The sequence below is a fragment of the Lentzea sp. NPDC058436 genome (assembly GCF_042721515.1).
Lineage (GTDB): Bacteria > Actinomycetota > Actinomycetes > Mycobacteriales > Pseudonocardiaceae > Lentzea.
Window position 1 is genome coordinate 183600 of the sequence record NZ_JBHXLF010000006.1, and the last position, 23336, is coordinate 206935.

A 23336-nucleotide genomic window follows, 5' to 3' on the forward strand; every position below is an offset into this window, starting at 1 on the left:
GGATGAGTCCCAGTGACCGGGACTCGCAGTCCACCGAGCCGAGCGGTTCACTCGAACGCGCGGCGGCGATCCTGGACGCGTTCGACGTCGCGCACCGCGAGCTGGGCCTCGCCGAACTGGTGCGCAGGTCCGGGCTTCCGCGTTCGACGGTGCACCGCACGGCGGCGCGCATGATCGAGCTCGGCTGGCTCGACAAACCGCACGACCGCTACCGGATCAGCACCGGCCTGTTCAAGCTCTCCAGCCTCGTGCCCGTGCGGCACGAGCTGCGCGAGGCCGTGCTGCCGTTCCTCCAGGACCTCTACGCCGCCGCCCGCGTCACGGTCCAGCTGGGCGTCCTCGACGGCACCCGCGTCCTGGTCGTGGACAAGATCACCGGGCACCGCCCGATGCCGATGCTCGACCAGGTCGGCGGCGTGATCCCTGCGCACTGCTCGGGTCTGGGCCGCGCGATGCTCGCCTACTCCGACACGTCCACTGTGGACGCGGTCATCGCCGCGGGCCTCGAACGCCGCACGCCCCGCACGATCACCAGCCCGACCACGTTGCGCCGTGAGCTCGCCGCCATCCCCGACCGGGGCTGGGCCTACGACCGTGAGGAGGGCATCGTCGGCATCAGCTGCATCGCGGCCCCGATCTTCAGCGCGGGTGGCGCGGTCGCCGCGGCGTTGTCGGTGACGGGCCCGAGCGCGGCCGTGCGCCCGGAACGGATCGGGCCCGCCGTGCGGATGGCCGCGTCGGCGGCGACGCGCGCCTACTCGACCCGGCGCTGGGAGTCCCACTAGCCGGGACTCCCGGTTGGTCGCGACCGAACACGCGCTCCACAGTGTGGTCCGTCACAACCTCACCGAGGAGGCCAAGGATGCGTGTCGCGATCATCGGCGCCGGAGTCGCCGGCCTCACCACCGCCAAGGTGCTGCTGCAGGCAGGCCATGAGGTCGAGGTGTACGACAGGACACCGGACGTCGGCGGCGTGTGGAGCCGCACGAGGCGCTACCCGGGCCTCACCACGCAGAGCCCGAAGGCCCAGTACTCGTTCTCGGACTTCCCGATGCCGAAGGACCTGCCCGAGTGGCCGACCGGCGCGCAGGTGCAGGCGTACCTGGAGGCGTACACGTGGCACTTCGGTGTCGACGCGTGTCTGCGCCTGGAGACGACGGTGACGTCCGTGGTGCCCGTCGACGACGCGTGGGAGCTGACCACGCACACGGGCACGACGTACCGCTACGACCGCGTGGTCGTGGCCAACGGCGTGTTCTGCGAACCCTCCGTTCCTGCGTTCCCCGGCCGCGACGAGTTCGAGGCGGCCGGCGGGAAGGTGCTCGCGGGCACCGAGTTCCTCGACGTCGAGGAGGCGCGCGACAAGCACGCGCTCGTCGTCGGGTACGGCAAGTCGGCGTGCGACGTGACGGTGCCGATCAGCCAGGTCGCCGCGAGCACCGACATCATCGCGCGGCAGCTGCTGTGGAAGGTGCCGCGCAAGATCGCCGGCACCGTGAACTTCAAGATGCTGCTGCTGACCCGCATGGGCGAGGCGCTGTTCCGCTACCGGTTCCTGCGCGGGTTCGAGAAGTTCCTGCACGGCCCCGCGAACGGGATGCGGCGCTCGATGCTCAACTCGCTCGGCTCGGTGTCGGTCAAGCAGTTCGGGCTCGCGAAGCACGACCTGGTGCCGTCCGGGCAGATGGAGGACATCGTCAAGGGCGCGATCGGCCTCGCCACCGAGGGGTTCTTCGAGGGCGTCGACTCCGGCGAGATCCGCGTGCACCGCGACAGGACCATCGCCCGGCTCAAGGCCGGTGGCGCGGAGCTGTCCGACGGCACGGTCCTGCCCGCCGACCTCGTCGTGTGCGCCACCGGGTTCACGCAGGGGGTGCCGTTCCTGCCCGACGCCGTCCAGGAGCGGCTGTTCGACGAGCGCGGGAACTTCGCGCTGTACCGGCAGATCCAGCCGATCGGCGTGCCAGGCCTCTACTTCAACGGCTACAACTCGTCGTTCTTCAGCCCGCTCAACGCGGAGATGGCGGCGTTGTGGATCGCGGCCGATCTCGCGGGAGCGCTCTCGCTGCCGGACGACGCCACGCGCCAGGCCGATGTGACGGCGCAGCTCGCGTTCATGGACGAGGCCACGAACACCCACCACTGCCGCGGCACGAAGATCATCCCGTTCTCGCTGAAGAACGCCGACGAGGTGCTCGCCGACCTCGGCCTGCAGATCAGCAAGCTCACCCGCGCGTCGCACTGGCTCAACCCGGTCGCGCCCTCGGCGTACCGGAAGGTCACGCCCCAGCTGCTCGCCCGGATCAGTCGAAATGAGGTTGGAGACCATGGAAACCCCCGTGAAGAAGCATCACGTCTACCGCAGCGGTGAGGGCACGAACGTCGGCGCGATCGGCCTGGGCATCTACACACGGCTGACCGGGGCGGACACCAAGGGCGCCTACTCGCTGTTCGAGTACGTCGTGCCGCCGAACCTCGGCGGGCCGCCCACCCACATCCACAGCCGTGAGGACGAGCTGTTCACGTGCGTGCACGGCCGGGTCGTCGTCGAGCTGGACGGCGAGGAGCACGTTCTCGGGCCGGGGGACTCGCTGCTGATGCCGCGCGGGGTGCCGCACATGTTCCACAACCCGTTCGACGAGGAGACGCGCGTCGTCGCGGTCGTGTCGCCGCCGGGGCTGGAGAACTACTACCAGGCGTTGTCCGAGCTGCCGCCGGGGCCGCGCGACATGAAGCTGGTCGCGGAGATCATGGTGCAGCACGGCCTCTCGCTGCAGAAGAAGCCGTGAGCCGCGCCGAGGTCGACCGCACCGAGATGGTGCGGCAGATGTGCGCCGCGGTGGACTCCGGTGACGCCGAGGCGTTCGGTGCCTGGTTCGCCGAGGACGCGACCTACGTGTTCGGCAACAACGAGCCGCTCATCGGCCGTGCCGCTGTCGTGGCTGCAACGGCCGGTGCGGCGGGCGCGTTGCCGTGGGTGCGGCACGTGGTCGACCAGGTCGCCGAGGTCGGGGACCAGCTTTTCTGCAGGTTCACCATCGAGACCGAGGCGCCGGACGGGAAGCAGCTCGCACTTCCCTGCGTGACGGTGATCTGGCTGTCCGGTGGGGAGATCGTGGACTACCGCGTGCACATGGACATAGCGCCGGCGATGGCGTGAAGAAGGGGCCCGGTTCGCCGGGCCCCTTTTCTCACGCGGCGCGGACCTGTTGTACGGCCGGGCGTCGCAACGTCCCCAGGAACCGTTGGCAGGCCTCGAAGTCCAGCTCGTCGCAGCGCCACGCGACGTGGCCGTCCGGGCGGATCACGTACAGGGCCTGCGAATCCGGTTCGGTGAGGCCGTAGTGCTCGAAGACCTGCGCGGAGTCGGCGCGGTGCACGCGGGTGTCCTGCCTGGCCTCGACGCGGGCGACGAGGTGGCTCACGGCGTCGAGCCCGGCGAGCGACGCGGTGTGCTCGGTGATCTCGTCGGCGGTGAGGTGCTTGCGGGACAACGCGACCACGTGCAGCCGGTAGTCCTGCAGCAGGTCGAACACCTGCTCGCGGTCGTTGATCCTGGCGTCGGGGACGCGCTGGCCCGCGAGCGGGCCCTTCAGCGAGTGCAACAGCTCGTTGACGTTGATCTCGCTGGGCCGGTAGCCGAGGCTGATCTGCGAGAGCCGGTGGAACGACTTGCGGTGCGGGATCGGCGCCGCCGACATCCGTCCGATCAGGAACGGCCCCGCGGTGTCGCGCAGCCACGCCCGCCAGCCGCGCAGGCCCGCCGCGACCCGGTAGAGGCGGTCGGTGAACTTCAGCAGCCGCACGCCCGCCGGGTGCCGTTCGGCGGAGTAGGTGTCGAGCAGGTCGACGTCCTCGTTGATCGCCGTCGCGAGCTTCCAGGCGAGGTTGGCGGCGTCGTGCAGGCCGGTGTTCATGCCCTGGCCGCCCGCCGGGGAGTGGATGTGGGCCGCGTCGCCGACGAGGAACCCCCTGCCGCGCCGGTAGTCGTCGACGCCGCGCAGGTGGACCTGGTAGCGGCTGGTCCAGATCGGGGCGCTGAGGGTGACGGGCAGCCGCATCGCCTTGCGCAGCTCCTCCTGCAGGTTCTCCAGGTCGAAGTCCGCTCCCGGCTCGCCGAAGTCGGTGACCATCACGCGGGACGTCTCGGCGCCGTGCAGGGGCAGGAACAGGCCGATGCGTTCGCGGTTCATGAACACCCGGAAGTGCGCGTGGTCGAGCGGCCACTCGACCTTGCAGTCGGCGAGGAGGTAGCGCTGGCCGTACTTGTCGCCGTCGAAGCTGAGCCCGAGCTGCTGCCGCACGGTGCTGTGCGCGCCGTCCGCTCCCACGACGTACTGTGCGGTGATCGTGCGCTCCCCGGCCAGTGCGGTGACGGCGTCCTCGGTCTGGTGCAGCTGGGTGAGCCTCGTGTCGCGCCGGACCGTGACGCCGTGCCGCGCGAGGTCGCGGAGCAGCACCTCCTCCACTTCGGACTGCGGCGCCATGAGGATGAACTGGTACGGCGTCGTCGCGGCCTTCGCGCGGTCGAAGTCGAGGCCGCCGACGTGCCTGCCCCGGATGTGGAAGCGGATGCCGGTGGTGACGACCCCGCGTTCGAGCAGCTCGTCCGCGAGTCCGATGCTCCGGAACAGTTCGATCGTGCGGGCCTGGACGGCGAACGCCCTCGACTCCGTGGCGGGCCCGGAGTTCGCGTCGACCACGCACACCCTGACGCCCTGGCGGACCAGCAGCGCCGCGGTCATCAGGCCGCTGGGGCCCGCGCCGACGACGAGGACGTCGCAGTCGTAGCGGGCCAGCCTCGGTCCGGTGGACTTCGGTGGCGCGACCGTCGGTTTCGGACGGTTCCTCGACTTGCCGAGGCCCGCGAGGAACCCGCTGCCGGGGCGGGCGGTGACCTGGGGCAGCGGGTTGCCGGTGAGCCTGCCCCACATCCGGCGGGTGAGCAGGAAGAGCACCGTGACGACGGCGAAGATCAGCAGACCCACGGCTACCTCCCCGCCGGCAGTGCGCTCGACATGCGCAGGAACCGCTGTACCAGCGGTCCCGCGACCAGAGGCTGGATCGCGCGGACGAACTCCTGCACGTACGGCTCGGCGAGGTGCTTCTCCAGGTCCTGCTTCGACCGGAACATCTCGTAGATCACGAACTGCGAGCGGTCCGCGCGGTCGCGGTGGACGTGGAACTCGATCGAGCCCTCCTCCGCGCGCAACGGCTCCACGAGGCCCAGGATCAACGCCTCGACCTCGTCCTCGTGGCCCGGCCTGGCCTGCGCGAAGCCCAGGTGCGCGTACGGACCGGTCTCGTCGGCGTCCGGCTCTGGCAGGACGACTCGCACGTCGCTCATGAGGTCTCCCTTGACTGCTCAACGGTTGGTGAATTCACCTTCGCAGTCAGCGAGAGCCCGGTCACAGCCGGAGTCCCAGCGAGCGGGACTGCGGACCGTCGGCGCACGAGCGGTATACAACGCGGATGCCGGGTGTCGACAGCGCGTCGACACCCGGCATCCGGGCAAAGCAATATCCGATATATCAGGCCCGAAGACCAGGCCCGCGAACACCAGGCCCAGCGATCAGGCCCAGCGATCACGCCCAGAAATCACGCGCCGAAGAAGACCTCGGCCTCTTCGTAGCGCTCGGTCGGAACCGTCTTGAGCTCGGCCGTCGCCTCCGACAGCTTCACGCGGACGATGTCGGTGCCGCGCAGCGCGACCATCGTGCCGAAGTCGCCGGCCGCGACGGCGTCGACGGCGTGCAGGCCGAAGCGGGTCGCGAGCACGCGGTCGTAGGCGGTCGGCGTGCCACCGCGCTGGATGTGGCCGAGGACGGCCGCGCGGGACTCCTTGCCGGTGCGGTCCGCGATCTCCTCCGCGAGCCACTGGCCGACGCCACCGAGGCGGACGTGGCCGAAGGCGTCGCGCTCACCGGAGTGCAGCACCTCGGCGCCGCCCTCGGGGATCGCGCCCTCGGCGACGACGATGATCGGGGCGAACTCGCTCTCGAAGCGGCGCTCGACCCACTCGACGACCTTCTCGACGCTGAACGGGCGCTCCGGGACGAGGATGACGTTCGCGCCACCCGCGAGACCCGAGTGCAGCGCGATCCAGCCCGCGTGGCGGCCCATGACCTCGACGACGAGCGCGCGGTGGTGCGACTCCGCCGTGGTGCGCAGGCGGTCGATGGCCTCGGTCGCGATGTGCACGGCCGTGTCGAAGCCGAACGTGTAGTCCGTGGCGCCGAGGTCGTTGTCGATCGTCTTCGGCACACCGACGACGCCGATGCCGTCGTCCGTCAGGCGCTTCGCGACACCGAGGGTGTCCTCGCCGCCGATCGCGATGATGGCGTCGATGTTGTTCGCCGCGATGGTCTCGCGGATGCGGTCGACACCGCCCTCGACCTTGTAGGGGTTCGTGCGCGACGAGCCCAGGATGGTGCCACCGCGGGTGAGGATCTCCTCGACGTCCGCGAGGCCGATCTCCTTGGTGAGGTTCTCGATCGGGCCCTGCCACCCGTTGCGGAACCCGACGATCTCCCAGCCGTGTGCCTTGATGCCCTTGCGGACCACGGCCCGGATCACGGCGTTCAGACCGGGGCAGTCACCACCGCCAGTGAGCACACCGATGCGCATCTGCTTCCCCATCTCTCGTGTTCTGTGTCACGCAGACTTTCACGAGCTGTATCGGTGCAGCAACGTGGGGTCTCACTCACCGGACGGGAAAGCCGATTTTCCTGCGCTGTTCCTCGATCACCTTCCACCTGGCGAGGTTGTGCCGGGCGTCCGCGAGGGCGTCGTGCGCGTCCGCCGGAGGGGCGGGCAGCTTGGGCCGGCCGACGTCGTCCCAGCGTTGCCGCAGGTCTCGCGTGAACCGCGGCAGGGCGCGCGGCAGAGCCGGCATGGCGCCCCACAGCTGCGCCAGCGCCACGTGGTCGTAGGCGGCGAACCACGCCCACAGCTCGACCTCGTCGCGCGCGGCGTTGCGGGCGCCGAGGAAGTCGAGCAGGTCCTCGCGGATCCGGTCGCGGCTGCGCCACGCCTTGTCCGCGGGCGAGGGCAGCTGGTTGAGGACGTTCTGCCGGACCCACGGACCCGCGCGATCGGGGTCGAACTCGGTGGACACGGCGTAGAACTCGCGGCCTTCCTCGTCGACCACACCGATCGACACCAGGTCGATCGTCAGCCCGTCCTCGATGAACTCACAGTCGTAGAAAAACCGCACCGCGACACCCTAGGGGTGCGGTCAGCTCGCCTTCGTCTCGGGCACCCGGTCGCTCTTCTTGCCCTGTTCCGGCACGTCGGCGGTCTGCTCCTTGGCCTTCGCCGCGTAGACGTCGACGTACTCCTGGCCGGTGAGCTCCATCAACGAGTACATGATCTCGTCGGTGATCGAGCGCAGCACGAACCGGTCGCCGGACAGGCCCTCGTAGCGGGAGAAGTCGAGCGGCTTGCCGATCTTGATGCGGATCGGGGTCGGCTTCCACATGCGGGAGCCGATGGGGTTCGCCTTGTCCGTGCCGAACATCGCCACGGGGATGACCGGCGCGCCGGACTCCAGCGCGATCCACGCGACACCGACCTTGCCCTTGTAGAGGCGGGCGTCGGGCGAGCGCGTGCCCTCGGGGTAGATGCCGAGCAGCTTGCCCTCGCGCACGATGCGCACACCGGTGTCGAGCGCGCCCTGCGCGGCCGAGGCGCTGGACCGGTCGATCGGCACCTGGCCGACGCCGGAGAAGAACCACTTCTGCAGCTTGCCCTTGAGGCCCGTGCCGGTGAAGTACTCGATCTTGGCGGGGAAGGTGACGCGCCGCGACAGCATCAGCGGCAGGAAGAAGGAGTCGGACACGGCGAGGTGGTTGCTCGCCAGGATCGCTCCGCCCTCCTTGGGGATGTTCTCGGCGCCCTCGATGATCTTCGGCTGGAAGAACAGCCGGAGAATCGGTCCCAGGAGGACGTGCTTCATGATCCAGTACAGCACAGCGGGAAGCGCCTCCCTAGACACCGAACCTTGATCCCGCCGACCAGCCTACGGAGCCGACGGCACCTCACACAACGAATCCCGGCTTAAGGCGTCACGCGGACGCTGAGCCGACTGCCGTAACCCGCAACACATCCGGCCCGTGCAACGATGAGGGGTCAGAGGGTTGCGGCACATGGAGAGGCTCTGGATGAACGCCCGGCGCGACTCGACCGACGGCCCCGAGAACGTCGACGAGCTCTTTGCCGAGATCGTCGCGGGTCTCGAGCGGGACGGGGTCGGCAAGGACTGGCTCGACCTCGACGAGGTCGGCCCGGAGGACACCACGCCGGGCGGCGTGAAGGCACGCGACGACGTGGCCGACGACATCCCTCCTGACGTGGAAGAAGAGCCCGAACCGCGCGACCCGGCCGACGAGGACCACTACGTCCCGCCGGAGCCGCCGCCACTGCCCGTGCTGCGCGCGTCGACGTTCGGTGCGCTCGGCCTGTTCGTGCTCGGCATCCTCCTGCTGGTCGCGCCCGGGATCTTCGGACTGCACTCCAGCGTGGGCACGCCGCTGTCGCTGGTGGCGCTCTGCGCGGGCGTCGGCTGGCTCATCCTGCGCATGCGCAACACCCCTCCGCCCGACTCGGGATGGGACGACGGCGCCCAGGTGTGACACGTCACGGCTCGCCGGGTAACGACGTGATAACGGCCACTCAAACCTTCAGATAACGATTCGGTCGTGCTTACCGTGTCGCACATGGACCAGATGCAGCACCTGATGATGGCCCGCGCCATGGCGACCCTCGGCAAGAAGGACGTCGCCAAGCGCCGTCGCCCGCGCATCCTGCGCCTGCTGGGCCGCTAGACCCGGATGTTCGCGGTGGGCGAACAGACCCCCGACAGCGTCCACCGCGAACGTTCACTTCTTCTTCCTCAGCGCTTCCGGCTTGTGGACCGCGTCCCTGCCGCTCTTCGCGCTCTCCACGCGGTACTGGGGCTCGTCCTTCGACGCCTTCACCTTGCGCCCCGCAGCCTCCTTCTCCGTGGTGATCTCCTCCTTGACCTCGCCGTGCGTCGTCGAGCCGTGACTGGACCACTCGACCTCGTCGCCGGGCTTGTAGGGGTGCTTCGTCATGAACCCGGGGTACCCCACTCGGACGAACCAACCCGAGCGGGAGGACCAACGTGAGCGACGACCAGGAGAAGACCCGCGAGGATTTCGGCGACGCGGTCAACATGACGGCCGGAACGCTGGAGAAGTGGCTGGGCACCGACGAGTCGAAGGAGGTCGGTGACAAGGAGTCCGGCGAGTCGACCGGGCACGCGTCAGGCCGGCGGATCGTGACGTTGCTGCGCAAGAAGCGCGACGACCTGACCGCCGACGACCTCAAGCACATGCGCAAGGTCGCCGGCTACGTCCACCGCCACCTCGCCCAACGCCCCGACGGCGACGTCGAGGACAGCCGCTGGCGCTACTCGCTGATGAACTGGGGCCACGACCCCCTCGAGAAGTAGTTCAGGAGCGGCGTGAGTGGTTCCTGGAGCCTCGCGTCGCCAGCTGGGCCGCCATCTCACGGGCCAGCGTCGCCGCGCCCACGATGCCGGCGTCGTCGCCGAGCTGCGCGGTGCGGATCCGGGCCAGCGGCCGGTGGCCCGCCCCCGTGACGACCGAGGCGTAGCGCTCGCGGGCGTCGTCGAGGAACAGCGGCGCCGACGTCGACACCCCTCCCCCGATGACGATCACCTCGGGGTCGTACACGTCCGCGACCAGCGCCAGGCCCTCGCCGAGCCACCGGGCCAGGTCGGCCATCGCGCGCTTGGCCAGCGGGTCGCCGTCGCGCGCCGCGCCCGCCACCCGGCGGCCGGTCACCGCGCGGGAGTCACCGGCGGCCTCACGTGCCAGGACGGTCGAGACGCCGGGGTGCTTGGCCAGCAGTTCGACGGCCGTGGCACTCAGGGCCGTGCCGCTGCAGTAGCGCTCCCAGCAGCCGTTCTTGCCGCACGGGCAGGGGCGGCCGTCCGGGACGACGCGCAGGTGGCCCAGTTCGGGGGCGACGCCGTGCGCGCCGCGGAAGACCTCGCCGTTGAGCAGCAGCGCGGCACCGATGCCCGTGCCGATGGCGACCAGGACGGCGGTCTTCGCACCCCTGGCCGCGCCGAAGCGGTGTTCGGCGAGGGCGGCGGCGTTCGCGTCGTGCTCCAGCACCACCGGCATGCCGAGGCGTTCGCTCATGCGCTCGGCGACGTTCACCTGCCGCCACGCCAGGTGCGGCGCGAACCGGACCGTGCGCCGGTCCGAGGCGATGAAGCCCGCCACCGCGAGGCCGACGGCGGTCACGGTGTGCCGGTTCTTCACCTCGTCGACGGCGGCGACGATGGCGTCCTCCAGCGCGCGTTCACCGGCGGGGGTGGGGGCGCGCGAGGTGTCCAGGACCGAGCCGCGCGGGTCCACGACACCGGCGCGCACGCTGGTCCCGCCGATGTCGACTCCGACGGTGAGCACTAGTCGGACTTCCTGACGACCTTGATGTGCTGCACGCGCTGACCGGCGTCCGGCGCGGGCTCCCCGGCGGACTCCTCCGCGGGCGCGGGCGGGGCACCGGGTTCGCGCAGGGCCGCGCGCAGCACCGCTACCAGGCCCGCCGCGTGTTCGGCCGCCTTCGCGGCCAGCTCCGAGCGGTCGCCGCGCAGCAGCGCCACGCCGTTGCACAACGGGCACCAGCCGCACGTCTCGGGCGTGTGCGCGCCGTCGCCCGCCTCGGCGACGCGCTGCAGCCACGGCTGCATGCGCTCGGCGGCGGTGTCGATGAGCAGCCGCAGCTCCTCGGCGAGCTTGCCGGTGTTGTCCTGGGTCATCTACTGGCTCCTAGCGCGCCGAAATCAACGCCACAGCGAGGGGTCCGGACGGAACCCCACCGTCACGCCACCCGAGTCCATTTCCGCGCCGGTCACGATGCAGCGCCTCAGCAACGACGGCAGCGCCACGAGCCGGCGCCGGCCGTCGACCGTCAGCGCGAGGTCGTCGCCCACGCGCGCGAGGTCCAGCTCCGTGTCGTCGGCCAGCGGCAACGCGATCCGCAGCGAGTACCGGGCGTCGAGGCCGCGTCCGCTGCCCGACACCTCCAGCATCGACTCCGCCACGGCGGCACCCGGCAACGGGTCCGAGTCGCCGTAGAGCTGCTCGGCGACCTCCAGCAGCGCCGCCACGCCCACGGGCTCCGACGCGCGGTGGTCGACCGTGCGGATCTCGCCGATGCCGGTCAGCTCGGCCAGCACCGCGTCCTGTTCCTGGCGGCGGGTGCGCAGCCAGGTGGCGGCGGCACCGCGCGCGGCCCCCGGTGAGGGCACCACCCGGTTCGCGATCACGCTGTCGACCCGGATCCCCTGGAGCGCCAGCGCGGTCAGCGTGCGGCGGGTCTCGGCGGCGACGACGCGTTCGGGCGTCAGCACCAGCCGCACCGAGCACGACGACGCGTCGGCGAGCATCGAGCGCAGCGCGTCCAGCCGTTCGGCGAGACGGCTCAGCGCGTCGGCCGTCGCGTCCCACTTCTCGACGGTCCCGGTGCCCGCGACGCCCGCGAGCAGGCCGCGCACCACCCGCCGGTGGGTCGGGAAGAGCCGTTCGAGGTAGCCAGCGAACGCCTCGGGCAGCGACAGCAGCCGCAACGTCTCGGCGGTCGGCCCGCAGTCGACGACCACGACCTCCCACGGCCCGGACGCGGCGAGCCGCCGCACCTCGGCCAGCGCGAGGAGCTCCTCGACGCCGGGCAGCACGGTCAGCTCCTCGGCGTCGAGCTCGTCGACGCCGGCGCCCGCGAGCACGGTCCGCAGGTGGCCGCGCAGCTCGCCCCACGCCTCGTCGACGAGGCCGCGGGGGTCGATCTGGCACGCGAACAGGCCGCCTGATCCGTCCACTTCGGACGGTTCGGCGCCGAGACGCACGTCGAGCGCGTCGCCCAGCGAGTGCGCGGGATCGGTCGAGACCACGAGCGCCTTGCGGCCGTGCGCGGCCAGCGAGGCGGCCGTGGCGGCCGACAGCGTCGTCTTGCCGACCCCGCCCTTGCCGGTGAAGAGCAGGACCCGGCTCAAGCCGCCTTCTCCGCGCGCTTCTTGAGCTCCTTGAGCGCGGTGTCGAGGATCAGCTTCTCGGCCTTGCGGCGGAACAGCCCGATCATCGGGATCACCAGCTGCACCGACAGCGTGTAGGTGACCTTGGTACCGGTGCCGGAGGGCGCGAGCACGTAGCTGCCCTTCTGCGCCTTCTGCATGGTGCCCTTGACGAGCTCCCACTTGACCGAGAGGCCGTCGGCGGCCCAGTCGTAGGCCAGGGTGTACTCGTCCTTCACGGGACCCTGGTCGATCGCGAAGCGCACCTGCTGGGCACGACCGTCAGGCGCGGTGTCGAGGACCTCGACCTCTTTCATCCCGTTCGCCCAGTCCGGGTACGACGGGAAGTCCGCGATGATCGCCATGATCTTCTCTGGCGGAGCGTCGATGACGATGGACTGAGTGGACTCGTCGGCCATAGACGTGGAGGTTACTCGCGTGGCTACCAGTTCAGGACGTGAGGCTTGCCGCTGCGCTGGAAGTGTCCGACGTTGATGCACTCGGTGTGGCCGACGCGCACGCGCCTGGCCAACGGCTGGTGCACGTGCCCGAACACCGACCAGCGCGGACGTTCGCGGTGGATCTTCTCCAGGGCGGCCCGCGATCCCCACTCGGGACGGCGCGCGACGACGTCGTAGGTCAGGTCCGGGATCAACGGCGGGATGTGCGTGCACAGCACGTCGACCTGCCCCATCCGGTCCAGCGCGGCCGCCATGTCCGCCTCCGTGCGCACGTACGGGAACCACGGCGCGTTCGGGTTCCGGACCACTCCCGGCACCGCCAGGCCGCCGCCCGCGAAGCCGAACCTCAGCCCGCCGATCTCCGCCGCCTCGCCGTCGAGGACGTGCACGCCGTCACCCGCGAACCGCGGCCACAGCTGCGGACTGTCCACATTGCCCGGTGTCGCGTACGTCGGCGCGGACATGGCGCTGAACAACGCGTGGTACTGCTCCAGCACGGCTTCTTCGACGACGGACCGCGCGTCGGCGAGACCGTCCCACAGCGACCGGATGTAGCTCGCGGTGTCCGCGCGCTTGGTGCCACGCCGCAGTTCGGCGAAGATCCCGACCTTCTCCGGTCCGAAGACGCGGCCGAGGATCCCCTTGGAGTGGTCGTGGTAGTCGACGAAGTCGATCAGGTCGCCGAGCACCACGAGGGCGTCGGCCCCGTCACCGGCGCGCGCCAGCGCCTCCGCGTTGCCGTGGACATCCGAAACCACGTGAACCCGCACGGTTCCAACTTAGTTGACGCCGCATGGAGGTGTTCCGCGAGACGGAAGTCGAGCAAGATCACCCTGCCGGCGGGCAGCCGGCCGGGCGACCGTCCTCCAGGCTCAGCTTGAGCCCCAGCGAGACCGACTTCGCGTCGAGCTGGCGTCGTTGCACCTCACGGCGGGCGTTGCGCGGTGAGAGAGACCCGGAGGGCGGATCGGCGCGGAGGAAGTAGTGCAGCACGGTGCCGTCGAGGACGGGCTGGAGCCAGACCTCCATCGTCCCGACGAGCGCGCCGCCGACGGTCCAGCGCAGGCCCTCGTCACCGCGGTTCGCGTAGACGTCCAGTTCCAGATCGGGCCAGAACTCCCGCCACGACGAGGGTGCGGCGAAGGCTGCGGCGACCACGCTGGGTGGTACCGCGAGGAAGGTCTCGTCGACGACGTCCACGCTGGCCATGAGGACAAAAGGTAACGGAAGGGCGTACCGACCTTTGTATCGCCGGAATCACACGCTAAGTTTCCCCACCAGTAACAAATCACCGTACGGAGGTTGACGTGCGCGAGTTCAGCGTCCCCGCCACCGCCGCTGTGGCTCCCGAGGAGAACCTCACCGACATGGTGTGGGCCAACGCGGAGCGCTTCGGCAACGCCGTCAGCTTCCGCAGGCAGGTCGACGGCACCTGGGTCGACATCACCGCGCGTGATTTCGCCGCGCAGGTGATGGCCGTCGCGAAGGGCCTGGTAGCTGCAGGTCTGGAGCTCGGCGACCGGGTCGGCCTGGTGTCCAAGACGCGCTACGAGTGGTCGTTGCTCGACTTCGCCATCTGGGCGGCGGGCGGCGTCGTGGTGCCGATCTACGAGACGTCGTCGGCGGACCAGATCGAGTGGATCCTGTCCGACTCCGGCGCGAAGGCGGTGTTCGTCGAGGCGTCGTCGCACCGCGCGATGGTCGACGACGTCGTCGGCACGCTGCCCGAGCTGCGCCACGTGTGGCAGATCGACGGCTCGGCCGCCGCGGTCGACGAGCTGACCGCGCTCGGCGCCGAGATCACCGACGAGCAGGTGCACGAGCGCCGCGGACAGGTCCAGGCGGACCACACCGCGACGCTGGTCTACACGTCCGGCACCACCGGCCGTCCCAAGGGCTGCACGCTGACGCACCGCAACCTGCTGTCCGAGGTGCGGTCGGCGCTGTCGCGGTTCCCGGAGATCCTCACGGCCGGCAACTCGCTGCTGCTGTTCCTGCCGCTCGCCCACATCCTGGCGCGCGCCCTGTACCTCGCCTGCGTGTACTCGCGGGTGACGCTGGGCCACACCGCCGACGTGAAGAACCTCGTCGAGGACCTCGGCCAGTTCCGCCCGACGTTCGTCGTCGCGGTGCCGCGCGTGTTCGAGAAGGTCTACAACGGCGCGAAGCAGAAGGCGCACGCCGGCGGCAAGGGCAAGATCTTCGACGCCGCCGAGGCCACGTCCGTCGCGTACAGCCAGGCGCTGGACAACGGCGGTCCCGGCATCGGGCTGCGGCTCAAGCACGCGGTGTTCGACAAGCTCGTGTTCTCGAAGCTGCGGGCGGCCCTCGGTGGCCGGGCGATGGCGGCGGTCTCCGGCGGCGCGCCGCTGGGCGACCGGCTGTCGCACTTCTTCCGCGGCGCGGGCGTCCCGGTCTACGAGGGCTACGGCCTGACCGAGACGTCGGCGGCGGCGTGCGTGACGTTCCGCGGCCAGGAGAAGGTCGGCACGGTCGGCCTGCCGGTGCCCGGCACGTCGGTGAAGATCGCCGACGACGGCGAGATCCTCATCAAGGGCGACATCGTCTTCACCGGCTACTGGAACAACGAGGCCGCCACCAAGGAGGCCTTGGAGGACGGCTGGTTCCACACCGGTGACATCGGTGAGCTGGACGGCGACGGCTACCTGAAGATCACGGGCCGCAAGAAGGAGATCATCGTCACCGCCGGTGGCAAGAACGTCTCCCCCGCGCAGCTCGAGGACCGCATCCGGGCGCACCCGCTGATCTCGCAGTGCATGGTCGTCGGCGACAAGCAGCCGTTCATCGGCGCACTGATCACGATCGACCCGGAGTTCTTCCCGTCGTGGAAGGAGTCGCACGGCAAGCCGGCGTCCGCCGAGGTCCCCGACCTGATCGAGGACGCGGACCTGCTCGCCGAGATCCAGACCGTCGTGGACGAGGCGAACAAGTCGGTGTCGAAGGCCGAGGCGATCCGCAAGTTCCGGGTTCTCCCGGTCGACTTCACCGAGGCGGGCGGCGAGATGACGCCGTCGCTGAAGCTGAAGCGTTCCGTCGTGGCGACGACCTACTCGGCGGACATCGACGCGATCTACGCGAAGTAACAGCTGGTGGAAAGCGCGAAAGGCCCAGGAGCTCTGCGAAGCTCCTGGGCCTTTCGACCCCCAGCGATCGTGATCCGCGGAGACCTCCGCGGAACCCGAGAAGTTTGTTGCCCCGGCCCCCCGACCGGGACGTGAAGAACATTGCCTGATGGCGCTGACGTATCGCTGACGCGCCGATGTCACTCGGCGACAGCGCGCTAATAGGCTGTGAGGCGAACGGGGAGAATTCGGCTCGCGCGAGGGGAAGGCGATGGCTTCGGGTCCGCAGTTCCGGCTGCTCGGCCCGATGGAGGTGCGCCTGGGCGGCTCCGCTGTCGTACTGCGAGCGGGCAAGCACAGAGCGTTGCTGGCAGCGCTGCTGCTGCGGCCGAACCGCGTCGTGCCCGTGACGGAACTCGTCGAGCACGTGTGGGGTGACGCGCCTCCCGCACGCACGCGGGGCACGTTGCAGACGTACGTCATGCGGCTGCGGGCGGCCCTCGGTGATCCCTCGCTGATCCAGACCGCGGCCGACGGCTACCGGATGCGCGTGGACCCGCTGGCGGTGGACGCGCACCGGTTCGCTGACGCGGCGGCTCGCGGCCGTGCGTCCACGGACCTGGTGACGGCGCGGAAGGCGTTCGCCGAGGCGTTGGAGCTGTGGCGCGGGCCGGTGCTGTCGGACGTGCCGTCCGAGACGCTGTACTCCGAGCACGCGCCCCGGCTGACCGAGCTGCTGATGACGGTCCACGAGCAGCGGATCGACGTGGAGCTCGCGCTGGGCAACCACGCCGACCTGGTGCCGGAGCTGTTCGGGCTGACGCGGGACCACCCGTTGCGGGAGCGGTTCTGGGCGCAGCTGATGCTCGCGCTGTACCGCAGCAGCAGGCAGGCGGAGGCGCTGGAGGCGTTCCGGCAGCTCGACCGGACCCTGGACGAGCAGCTGGGCATCGACCCGTCCGCCGAGCTGCGGGCGTTGCACCAGTCGATCCTGGTGGGGGCGCCGGAGCTCGCGGCGCCAGTAGTGGCGGCCGTGGTCGCGCGGGAGCCGGCGTCACCGATGCGGCTGCCGGACGACATCGCGGACTTCACCGGTCGTTCCGCGCACGTGGAACGGATCTCCGGGCTGGTCACGGGCTCGGTGCCGATCGTGACGCTGGCGGGGCAGCCGGGGGTGGGCAAGACGACGCTGGCGGTGCACGTGGCGCACCTGCTGCGCGACCGGTTCCCGGACGGTCAGCTCTACGTCGACCTGCGCGGCTACGCCCTGGGCGCGCCCGCGGACGGCGTGGACGTGCTGTCGCGGTTCCTGCGGACGCTGGGCGTGCCGCCGGAGGAGATCCCGCCGGACGCCGACGAGCAGAGCACGATGCTGCGGTCGCTGCTGTCGGGCCGGCGGATGCTGCTGGTGCTCGACAACGCCTCCGCGCCCGACCAGGTGCGGCCGCTGCTGCCGGGGACGGCGTCGTGCCGGGTGATCGTGACGTCGCGGGACGACCTGCGCGGGCTGATCGCGCTGAACGGCGCGCGGACCGTGCCGGTGGACGTGTTCTCGGCGGCGGAGTCGGCGTCGTTGCTGTCGGGGCTGCTCGGACCGGGTGACCACGCGGAGCTGGCGGCGCGGTGCGGGCACCTGCCGCTGGCGTTGCGGGTCGCGGCCGCGTACCTGGCTGGACGCGACGACGTGACGATCTCGGGCTCGCCGATAGAGCTCGCCTACGCCGCGCTGCCTCCCGCGCCGCAGCGGCTGTTCCGGCTGCTCTCGGTGGTGCCGGGCCCGGACTTCACCGCCGAGGCTGCGTCCGCACTGGCCGACGTCGACGCCGAGGCGCTGCTGACGGTGCTGGCGATCGCGCGGCTGGTGGTGTCCCCGGTGCCCGGCCGCTACCGGTTCCACGACGAGCTGGTCCGCTACGCCGCCGCGTTGCGCGAGGAGTCGGACAGCCCGTCCGAGCAGCAGGTGGCGTGGACCGCCCTGCTCAACCACTACCTGCGCGGCGTCGAACGCTGCGCCGAACTGCTCTACCCCGGCATCGTGCGGCTCCCGTCGTCGTCCACGGGCCCGGCGCCGCGGATCTCGAACGCGGCCGAGGCCCTGGCGTGGCTCGACGCGGAACGCCCGAACCTCATCGCCGCCATCCGGCACGCGGCCGAGCACGGCCCGTCCGCGATGGCCTGGCAGCTGGCCGACGCGCTGCGCGGCTACCTCTGGATCGGCCAGCACGTGGGCGAATGGCTCGCGACGGCCCATCAGGCCCTGCAGGCGGCGCAGGCGTCCGCGCACCGCCCGGCCGAGGCCGCGATGCATGCGAACCTCGGCACCCTCTACCTGCGGCTGGGCGAGTACGTGCGCTCCGTCGAGCACCACGACTACGCCGTCGAGCTGTACCGGGCGCTGGGCGACAAGGACGCCGAGGCGGGCGTGCTGAACAACCTGAGCCTGGTGCACCGCCGCTCCGGCGACCTGGTCGCCGCGCGGGACACCCTGCTCCGCTGCCTGGAGATGCTGGCCCCGTCCGCCGCGGACAGCGTCAGCACCGGCCTCTACAACCTGGGCCAGCTCGCCGTGGAACTGGGCGAGCTCGACGGCGCCGTCGAACACTTCTCGCAGGCCCTGGCCCTGGCGCCGAACGCAGACAGCCACACGTACCTCGGCATGGCGCTGCGCCTGCAGGGACGCCTGGACGAGTCCCGCGCCCACCTCGAACGAGCCCTGGAGATCGGCAACGTCCCCGCCGGCGAGGCCGAGGCGCTGGAGAACCTCGCCGCACTGGAACTCGCCTCCGGCAACACCGCGGAGGCCCTGTCCCTGGCGTCGCGCGCCCTGTCGCTGGTGGCGGACGGCGGCGACCAGCAGGTGGCGACGTCGGTCCGCCTCACGCTCGGCGAGACCCGCCGCGCCCTGTCCGACCTCGACTCCGCCGCCGGGCTGTTCGAGCAGGCGCTGGTGACGGCCAGGCGGATCGGCTACGCCTCGGGTGAGGTCCGCGCGCTGATCGACCTGGCCGTGGTGCTGCGCGACCTGGACCGCGACGCCGACGCCCGGTCGGCCGCCGACCAGGCCGCGCGTCGCGGCGCCGAGCTGGGCCTGCGCGCCCTGGAGAACCGGGCCCGCGAACTCGCCTGACGCCCGCCTTCCTGCGGACCACTGATATATCGCTGCCGCGCGGACCCGTCGCCGACGAAGTCGTCAGGCGCGTCGCAACGACGACGTCGTCGTCGCCGTCGCCGTCGCCGTCGCCGTCATTTTCGCCGTCGTTGTCGTCGCCGTCGTCGCCGTCGTCGCCGTCGTTGCCGTCGGAACGGTCTCCCGCCCTCCGATATATCGGATATCGGTCAGCCGATGAGGCCTTCGAGGCGGTGCGCGAGCTGGTCCCAGCGCCAGTGGTCGCTGACCCACTCCCGCCCGACGCGCCCCATCTTCGCGGCCGTCTCGGGATCGGCGAGCAGTGACGCGACGCGCTCGGCGACGTTCTCGACGTCGCGGCCGTCGACGACGTTGCCGGTGATGCCGTCCCGCACGGTCTCGGGAGCGCCGCCGGACCGTCCCGCCACGACGGGCAGACCGGTCGCCGACGCCTCCAGGTAGACGATGCCGAGCCCTTCGACGTCGAGGCCGCGGCCGCGCGTACGGCACGGCATCGCGAAGACGTCGCCGGCGTTGTAGTGCGCGGGCAGTTCCTCCCACGGCACGGAACCGGTCAGCACGATGTCGCGCGAGCCCGCGGCCAGCTTCTCCAGAGTTCCCCGGTACGGCCCTCCGCCGACGATCAGCAGGGCCGCGTCCGGCACCGACCGCTGGATCAGCGGCAGGGCGCGGATCAGGACGTCCTGGCCCTTGCGCGGCACGAGCCGGGACACGCACACGATCACCGGCCGGTCGCCCAGCCCGTAGCGGCGGCGCATCTCGGCGCGGGCGGCCGGGTCCGGTCGGTACTGCTCCGTGTCCACACCGGACGGGAGGTGTTCAAGTGCCGCCATGGGGCCGAAGGCCGCCGAGAACCGCGAGCGGGTGTAGCGGCTGACGTAGGTCACGACGTCCACACCGGACCCGATCGCCCGCAAAGCCTGCCGTGCGACCGGCAACATCGACCAGCCGACCTCGTGCCCGTGCGTGCTCGCCACCGCGCGGCTCAGTCCGAGCGACGGCGCCAGCAACGCGAGCGGTGCCGCCGCGCCGAACCACGCGGCCTCGCACGACTCGGCGCGGGCGATGTCGCGGGCGCGGGACAGCACGTCCGGCGTCGGCAGCATCAGCGACGTGGGGTGCCGCACCACCGGGAACGGCTGCTCGGCGTCGAACTCGTCCGAGCCCTTCCACTTCGGCGCGTAGACGACGAGCGAGTCCTGGGGCAGCCGTGTCGCCAAGGAGTGCAGGTAGGACTGGATGCCACCGGGGCGGGGCGGGAAGTCGTTGGTCACCAGCAAGGTTCGGCGCACGAACCAACGCTATCCGATGCTCGTTCTCAGGAACTCGCGCCAGCCCGCCACGTCGACGGCGCCCGGACCCACCGCGGACGACGACGCGTTCCGCAGGAAGAAGTCCACGACACCGCGTTCCCCGAGCCGCGACTCCAGGTAGACCATGATCGAGTACGCCTGCTGGTACGCCAGGTCGCGGCCCGCGCCGCCGAAGTCGGACGGCAACGCCGACACGTCCGGCGTGAGCAACGGCGCGGCCTGCCGCAGCGACAGCCCCGTGCCGTGGAACGCCACCCAGTCGGCGAACCCCTCCACCAGCCACAGCGGGGCCGCGTCCGACGTCTGGTCGCGCGTCGCGACGTGCGTGATCTCGTGCCGCAGCAGCACGCCCAGCTCCAGGTCGGACAACGCCGCGGCACGCACGCGGTTGATGACGACGCGCTGCCCGGAGCCGTCCCTGATGGCGACGCCGGCCATGTCCGCGAACGCGGGTCCCACGAGCGACACGAGCTCGGTGTCCGACGCGGGGACGACGACGTCGACGCGCCGCACCCAGCTGATATCCAATATATCGGCGACGTCGCCGACGGACGAGTCGAGCAAGCCCGACACCCGCGACGCCAGCTCACCGTCGCAGGAACTGCTGGTCACCTTGCCCGACGACGTCGTCAGCACCGACTCGTCGCACTGGACGGCCGCGGTCGGCGGCACCTCGACCGGCCGCAGCGCGACGCTGACGCCCAGCAGGAACGTCATGGCGACGGTGATCGCCAGCAACGTCCGGAGGTGCCTCACCGGCGCAACGCTAGCCCTCGATGCGCCGGATCACCGCGATGGCCCCGATGGCGTCGATGGGCGCGATCTTCACCGGCTGCCCCTCCGTCGAGGCGTGCACGGCCCGCGCGTTGTCGACGGCCATGGCGACGTGCGACCGGCTCGAGTAGTAGACGATCAGATCGCCCGCGCGGACGTCGTCGCGCGGGACAGCGCGGCCGACTCCGGCCTGTCCGCCGGACGTGCGCGGGATCGCGATCCCGGCCGCCGCGTACGCCTTCATGGTCAGCCCGGCGCAGTCCCACTGGTCGAAGCCCGTGCCGCCGTACCGGTACTCGTCGCCGCGCTGCGCCAGCGCGAAGGTCAGCGCGGTCCCCGCCACCCCGGCCGGCGCGCTGATCGGCGAGCGGTCCCCCGGATCCCGCAACTGGTTCACGACGGGGGCGGGCAGCCGCGTCAGCGCCGTCCTGACCTCGGTGATCTGCGCCTGCAACGCCTGGTTGCGGCCGTCCAGGTCGCTCTTCAGCTTCTCGGCCGCCGCGGTGGTCTCCGCGGCACGGGCACGGGCGTTCTCGGCCACCTGGTGCGCCTGGCGGGCCTTCTCCACAGCGCCGGACAGCCGCGCGAGCGACTCCGCCTTGTCGGAGGCCAGCACCCGCATCATTTCGAGGCGGTTGAGGAAGTCCTGCTGCGAGTCCGCCACGAGCAGCGCCGACAGCTGGTTGAACCGGGCGCCCTCGAACGACGCCTGGGCGATGAGGTCGACCTGCCCCTGGAAGTCGTCCTTGTCGCGCTTGGCCTGCCGTTCGACCTGTTGCGCCGCCGCCACTGTCGCGTTCGCACGGCCGAGTTCGGCCCTGCGCTGGTCGAGGTCCTCCTGCGCGCGCAGGACCTCCTCGTTGAGCTTCGTCGCCTGCGCTGTCAGATCCGCGTACGCGCGCGCCGGATCAGCCGGTTGGGCCGCTAAGGAGACAGCCGGAGCAGCCGACAACAACAGCAGGAGAACCAGAAAACCACGGGTGAAGTTGCGCGACATGAGGTCGCCGATCCCCTTCGCCAGAACCAGACCGTCAAGATCGACGGCGTCAGGCTACCGGGTGATCAAACGCGCCCGAGACGGGCCAGCAACACGGCCGACGGCACCGGGTGCGCGCCACGGCGGCGCACCGAGTCGGCGACCGCGCGATCGGACGTCACCACCACCACGGGCCTGCCCTCGGGCTCCGCGGTGACCAGCGCACGGATCACGTCATCCGCCAGAACACCGGGGTCGCTGAAGAGCACGCGCACACCACGAGGGGCGGCCGCGGGCACGGCCACCACACCGGCGCCGTCGAACACCAACGTCACCTCGGCACCCGTGCGCGCGGCCAGCACCGCGAGCTGGTGCACGAGCCGATCGCGCTGGTCCGACAGCGACAGCTCCGGATAGCCGGTCTTCGTGACGTTGTAGCCGTCCACCACCAGGTGCACCGCGGGCAACGCCAGCAGGCGGTCCAGCGCCGCCGGGTCCTCCACGCGGCCCACGGCCCCCTGCGACGCGCTGGCGCCCCGCACGAGGTCGGCCGGACGCGGCCCGCTGCCGCCCAGGGCCAGCTCGCGGCGCAGTCCCGTCACGGCGCCGTCGAGGGTGTCCACGAGCAACGCCAGGCGCACCTCGTCGGCCTGCCGGGCCTCGCGCGCGGACTGCCGCGCCACCTCGGCGTCGGCGATCGCCCGCTGCGCCTTGCCGCGCTCGGTCTCGGCGCGTTCGCGTTCCCGGTCGCGCTCGGCGGACAGGCGCTTGACCTCGTCCGCGGTGCGTTCCTCGATCTTGTCGACCTCGGCGCCCGCGGCCGCGGCGGCGTCCTTGGCCTCGCGCAGCTTCACGCCCTGTTCGCGCAACCGCTTGCGCAGGCGTTCGAGCTCGACCTCGGCGTCCGCGCGGACGCGTTCGGTGGCACCGTCGAGCTGGGACCGTTCGGCGCGCAGCCGTTCCAGCTCGCCTTCGAGCCGTTCGGCGCGCACGACGGCCGCGTCCCGTTCGGCCCGCAGCGTCGCGTCGCCGACCCGCCGCGACACCAGTTCCACGTAGTGCGGCGCGACGTCGTCACCGGTCAGCACCGCCGCGGCGGCCGCCGTCACCGGGTCCGGCGAGGTCACCTCAAGGGTGGACGGCCTGTTCTTGCGCAACCACTCGACCACGGCGGTGCGGAAGTTCGCAGAGTCCCGCAGCCCCACCACGACCTGCGAACCGCCCAGCCGGGCGCGTTTGGTCGGGGCGAACTTCGCCACCGGCCGCAGGTGCTGCGGCACGTCGACCTTCGCCATCTCCCCCAGCGCGTCCGCACCGAGCTCCGCGAGCCTCATCCGCAACGGTTCCGGCAGGGCCGACCAGTCCACAGTGGATTCGCTTGCGGATTCCTCTGCGGACTCACCTGCCTCTTCGGCAGGCTGGTCGATCTCAGGCTCGGGCACCGGTTCGGACACCCCCACAGGCTAGAGCCCTCGTGGGCGGGCGGCGCACGGACGTGTCCGCCCCGGCAACAA

General features: G+C 71.1%; 24 protein-coding genes. 8 read left to right on the forward strand and 16 right to left on the reverse strand.

Going from position 1 to position 23336, the window contains the following annotated elements; all coding sequences use genetic code 11:
- Window positions 1-2 precede the first annotated feature (2 nt).
- From ACFWN2_RS24300 to ACFWN2_RS24315, 4 genes are all read left to right on the forward strand, one after another.
- A complete protein-coding gene (locus ACFWN2_RS24300) occupies window positions 3-785 on the forward strand; it encodes an IclR family transcriptional regulator (protein ID WP_382430897.1) in 783 nt (260 codons plus the stop codon).
- 77 nt (window positions 786-862) lie between these two features.
- A complete protein-coding gene (locus ACFWN2_RS24305; RefSeq protein WP_382430899.1) occupies window positions 863-2371 on the forward strand; it encodes a flavin-containing monooxygenase in 1509 nt (502 codons plus the stop codon).
- Entirely contained in the window at window positions 2340-2789 is a 450-nt protein-coding gene (locus ACFWN2_RS24310) for a cupin domain-containing protein (RefSeq protein ID WP_382430901.1), read from the forward strand. Before ACFWN2_RS24305 ends, ACFWN2_RS24310 begins: the two co-directional genes overlap by 32 nt.
- Entirely contained in the window at window positions 2786-3160 is a 375-nt protein-coding gene (locus ACFWN2_RS24315) for a nuclear transport factor 2 family protein (protein ID WP_382430903.1), read from the forward strand. Before ACFWN2_RS24310 ends, ACFWN2_RS24315 begins: the two co-directional genes overlap by 4 nt.
- A 31-nt stretch (window positions 3161-3191) precedes the next feature.
- Here the strand turns inward: ACFWN2_RS24315 and ACFWN2_RS24320 are convergent, their stop codons facing one another.
- The 5 genes from ACFWN2_RS24320 to ACFWN2_RS24340 form a co-directional block, all read right to left on the reverse strand.
- On the reverse strand, window positions 3192-4988 hold the full coding sequence (locus tag ACFWN2_RS24320; RefSeq protein ID WP_382430905.1) for an FAD-dependent monooxygenase: 1797 nt from the start codon (window positions 4986-4988) through the stop codon (window positions 3192-3194).
- 2 nt (window positions 4989-4990) lie between these two features.
- Complete coding sequence (locus tag ACFWN2_RS24325; protein ID WP_382430907.1) at window positions 4991-5347, reverse strand: putative quinol monooxygenase; 357 nt, start codon at window positions 5345-5347, stop codon at window positions 4991-4993.
- Window positions 5348-5598: 251 nt separating this feature from the next.
- Window positions 5599-6627: a 6-phosphofructokinase gene (locus ACFWN2_RS24330; protein WP_382431188.1), complete on the reverse strand. Its 1029-nt coding sequence runs from the start codon at window positions 6625-6627 to the stop codon at window positions 5599-5601.
- Between the two features lie 76 nt (window positions 6628-6703).
- On the reverse strand, window positions 6704-7216 hold the full coding sequence (locus ACFWN2_RS24335) for a polyadenylate-specific 3'-exoribonuclease AS (RefSeq protein ID WP_382430909.1): 513 nt from the start codon (window positions 7214-7216) through the stop codon (window positions 6704-6706).
- A 21-nt stretch (window positions 7217-7237) separates the two neighbouring features.
- Entirely contained in the window at window positions 7238-7972 is a 735-nt protein-coding gene (locus tag ACFWN2_RS24340) for a lysophospholipid acyltransferase family protein (RefSeq protein WP_382431190.1), read from the reverse strand.
- Window positions 7973-8147: 175 nt separating this feature from the next.
- Between ACFWN2_RS24340 and ACFWN2_RS24345 the strand changes: the two genes are divergently transcribed.
- A complete protein-coding gene (locus tag ACFWN2_RS24345; RefSeq protein ID WP_382430911.1) occupies window positions 8148-8633 on the forward strand; it encodes a hypothetical protein in 486 nt (161 codons plus the stop codon).
- A 246-nt stretch (window positions 8634-8879) separates the two neighbouring features.
- Here the strand turns inward: ACFWN2_RS24345 and ACFWN2_RS24350 are convergent, their stop codons facing one another.
- Window positions 8880-9095 (reverse strand): DUF2945 domain-containing protein, encoded by a 216-nt coding sequence (locus tag ACFWN2_RS24350; protein ID WP_382430913.1) that lies wholly within the window; start codon window positions 9093-9095, stop codon window positions 8880-8882.
- Window positions 9096-9145: 50 nt separating this feature from the next.
- Here ACFWN2_RS24350 and ACFWN2_RS24355 point away from each other — a divergent pair, with 50 nt between their 5' ends.
- A complete protein-coding gene (locus ACFWN2_RS24355; RefSeq protein ID WP_382430915.1) occupies window positions 9146-9475 on the forward strand; it encodes a DUF3140 domain-containing protein in 330 nt (109 codons plus the stop codon).
- A 1-nt stretch (window position 9476) separates the two neighbouring features.
- Here the strand turns inward: ACFWN2_RS24355 and ACFWN2_RS24360 are convergent, their stop codons facing one another.
- Genes ACFWN2_RS24360 through ACFWN2_RS24385 form a run of 6 tightly spaced genes read right to left on the reverse strand, consistent with a single transcriptional unit; the run spans window position 9477 to window position 13737 of the window.
- Window positions 9477-10463 (reverse strand): ROK family glucokinase, encoded by a 987-nt coding sequence (locus ACFWN2_RS24360; RefSeq protein WP_382430917.1) that lies wholly within the window; start codon window positions 10461-10463, stop codon window positions 9477-9479.
- Window positions 10463-10816, reverse strand: a complete 354-nt coding sequence (locus ACFWN2_RS24365) for a hypothetical protein (RefSeq protein ID WP_382430919.1) — start codon at window positions 10814-10816, stop codon at window positions 10463-10465. The genes ACFWN2_RS24360 and ACFWN2_RS24365 overlap by 1 nt, the downstream gene beginning before the upstream one ends.
- Before the next feature lie 24 nt (window positions 10817-10840).
- Entirely contained in the window at window positions 10841-12049 is a 1209-nt protein-coding gene (locus tag ACFWN2_RS24370; protein ID WP_382430921.1) for an ArsA family ATPase, read from the reverse strand.
- Window positions 12046-12486 (reverse strand): SRPBCC family protein, encoded by a 441-nt coding sequence (locus tag ACFWN2_RS24375; RefSeq protein WP_382430923.1) that lies wholly within the window; start codon window positions 12484-12486, stop codon window positions 12046-12048. Before ACFWN2_RS24375 ends, ACFWN2_RS24370 begins: the two co-directional genes overlap by 4 nt.
- Window positions 12487-12509: 23 nt before the next feature.
- Window positions 12510-13298 carry a metallophosphoesterase gene (locus tag ACFWN2_RS24380; RefSeq protein ID WP_382430925.1) on the reverse strand — a complete coding sequence of 263 codons (789 nt, stop codon included), beginning with the start codon at window positions 13296-13298 and terminating at the stop codon, window positions 12510-12512.
- Window positions 13299-13356: 58 nt separating this feature from the next.
- Entirely contained in the window at window positions 13357-13737 is a 381-nt protein-coding gene (locus ACFWN2_RS24385) for a polyketide cyclase / dehydrase and lipid transport (RefSeq protein WP_382430927.1), read from the reverse strand.
- 98 nt (window positions 13738-13835) lie between these two features.
- On the opposite strand from ACFWN2_RS24385, the gene ACFWN2_RS24390 reads away from it, so the two are divergent.
- Complete coding sequence (locus tag ACFWN2_RS24390; RefSeq protein ID WP_382430929.1) at window positions 13836-15632, forward strand: AMP-dependent synthetase/ligase; 1797 nt, start codon at window positions 13836-13838, stop codon at window positions 15630-15632.
- Window positions 15633-15882: 250 nt separating this feature from the next.
- On the forward strand, window positions 15883-18738 hold the full coding sequence (locus tag ACFWN2_RS24395; protein ID WP_382430931.1) for a BTAD domain-containing putative transcriptional regulator: 2856 nt from the start codon (window positions 15883-15885) through the stop codon (window positions 18736-18738).
- 209 nt (window positions 18739-18947) lie between these two features.
- Here the strand turns inward: ACFWN2_RS24395 and ACFWN2_RS24400 are convergent, their stop codons facing one another.
- The 4 genes from ACFWN2_RS24400 to ACFWN2_RS24415 form a co-directional block, all read right to left on the reverse strand.
- Entirely contained in the window at window positions 18948-20051 is a 1104-nt protein-coding gene (locus ACFWN2_RS24400; RefSeq protein WP_382430933.1) for a glycosyltransferase family 4 protein, read from the reverse strand.
- A 9-nt stretch (window positions 20052-20060) separates the two neighbouring features.
- On the reverse strand, window positions 20061-20828 hold the full coding sequence (locus ACFWN2_RS24405) for a hypothetical protein (RefSeq protein WP_382430935.1): 768 nt from the start codon (window positions 20826-20828) through the stop codon (window positions 20061-20063).
- A 10-nt stretch (window positions 20829-20838) separates the two neighbouring features.
- Window positions 20839-21843 (reverse strand): NlpC/P60 family protein, encoded by a 1005-nt coding sequence (locus ACFWN2_RS24410; RefSeq protein ID WP_382430937.1) that lies wholly within the window; start codon window positions 21841-21843, stop codon window positions 20839-20841.
- A gap of 65 nt (window positions 21844-21908) precedes the next feature.
- Window positions 21909-23282, reverse strand: coding sequence for an NYN domain-containing protein (locus ACFWN2_RS24415; RefSeq protein ID WP_382430939.1), 1374 nt, complete (start codon window positions 23280-23282; stop codon window positions 21909-21911).
- Window positions 23283-23336: the final 54 nt, after the last annotated feature.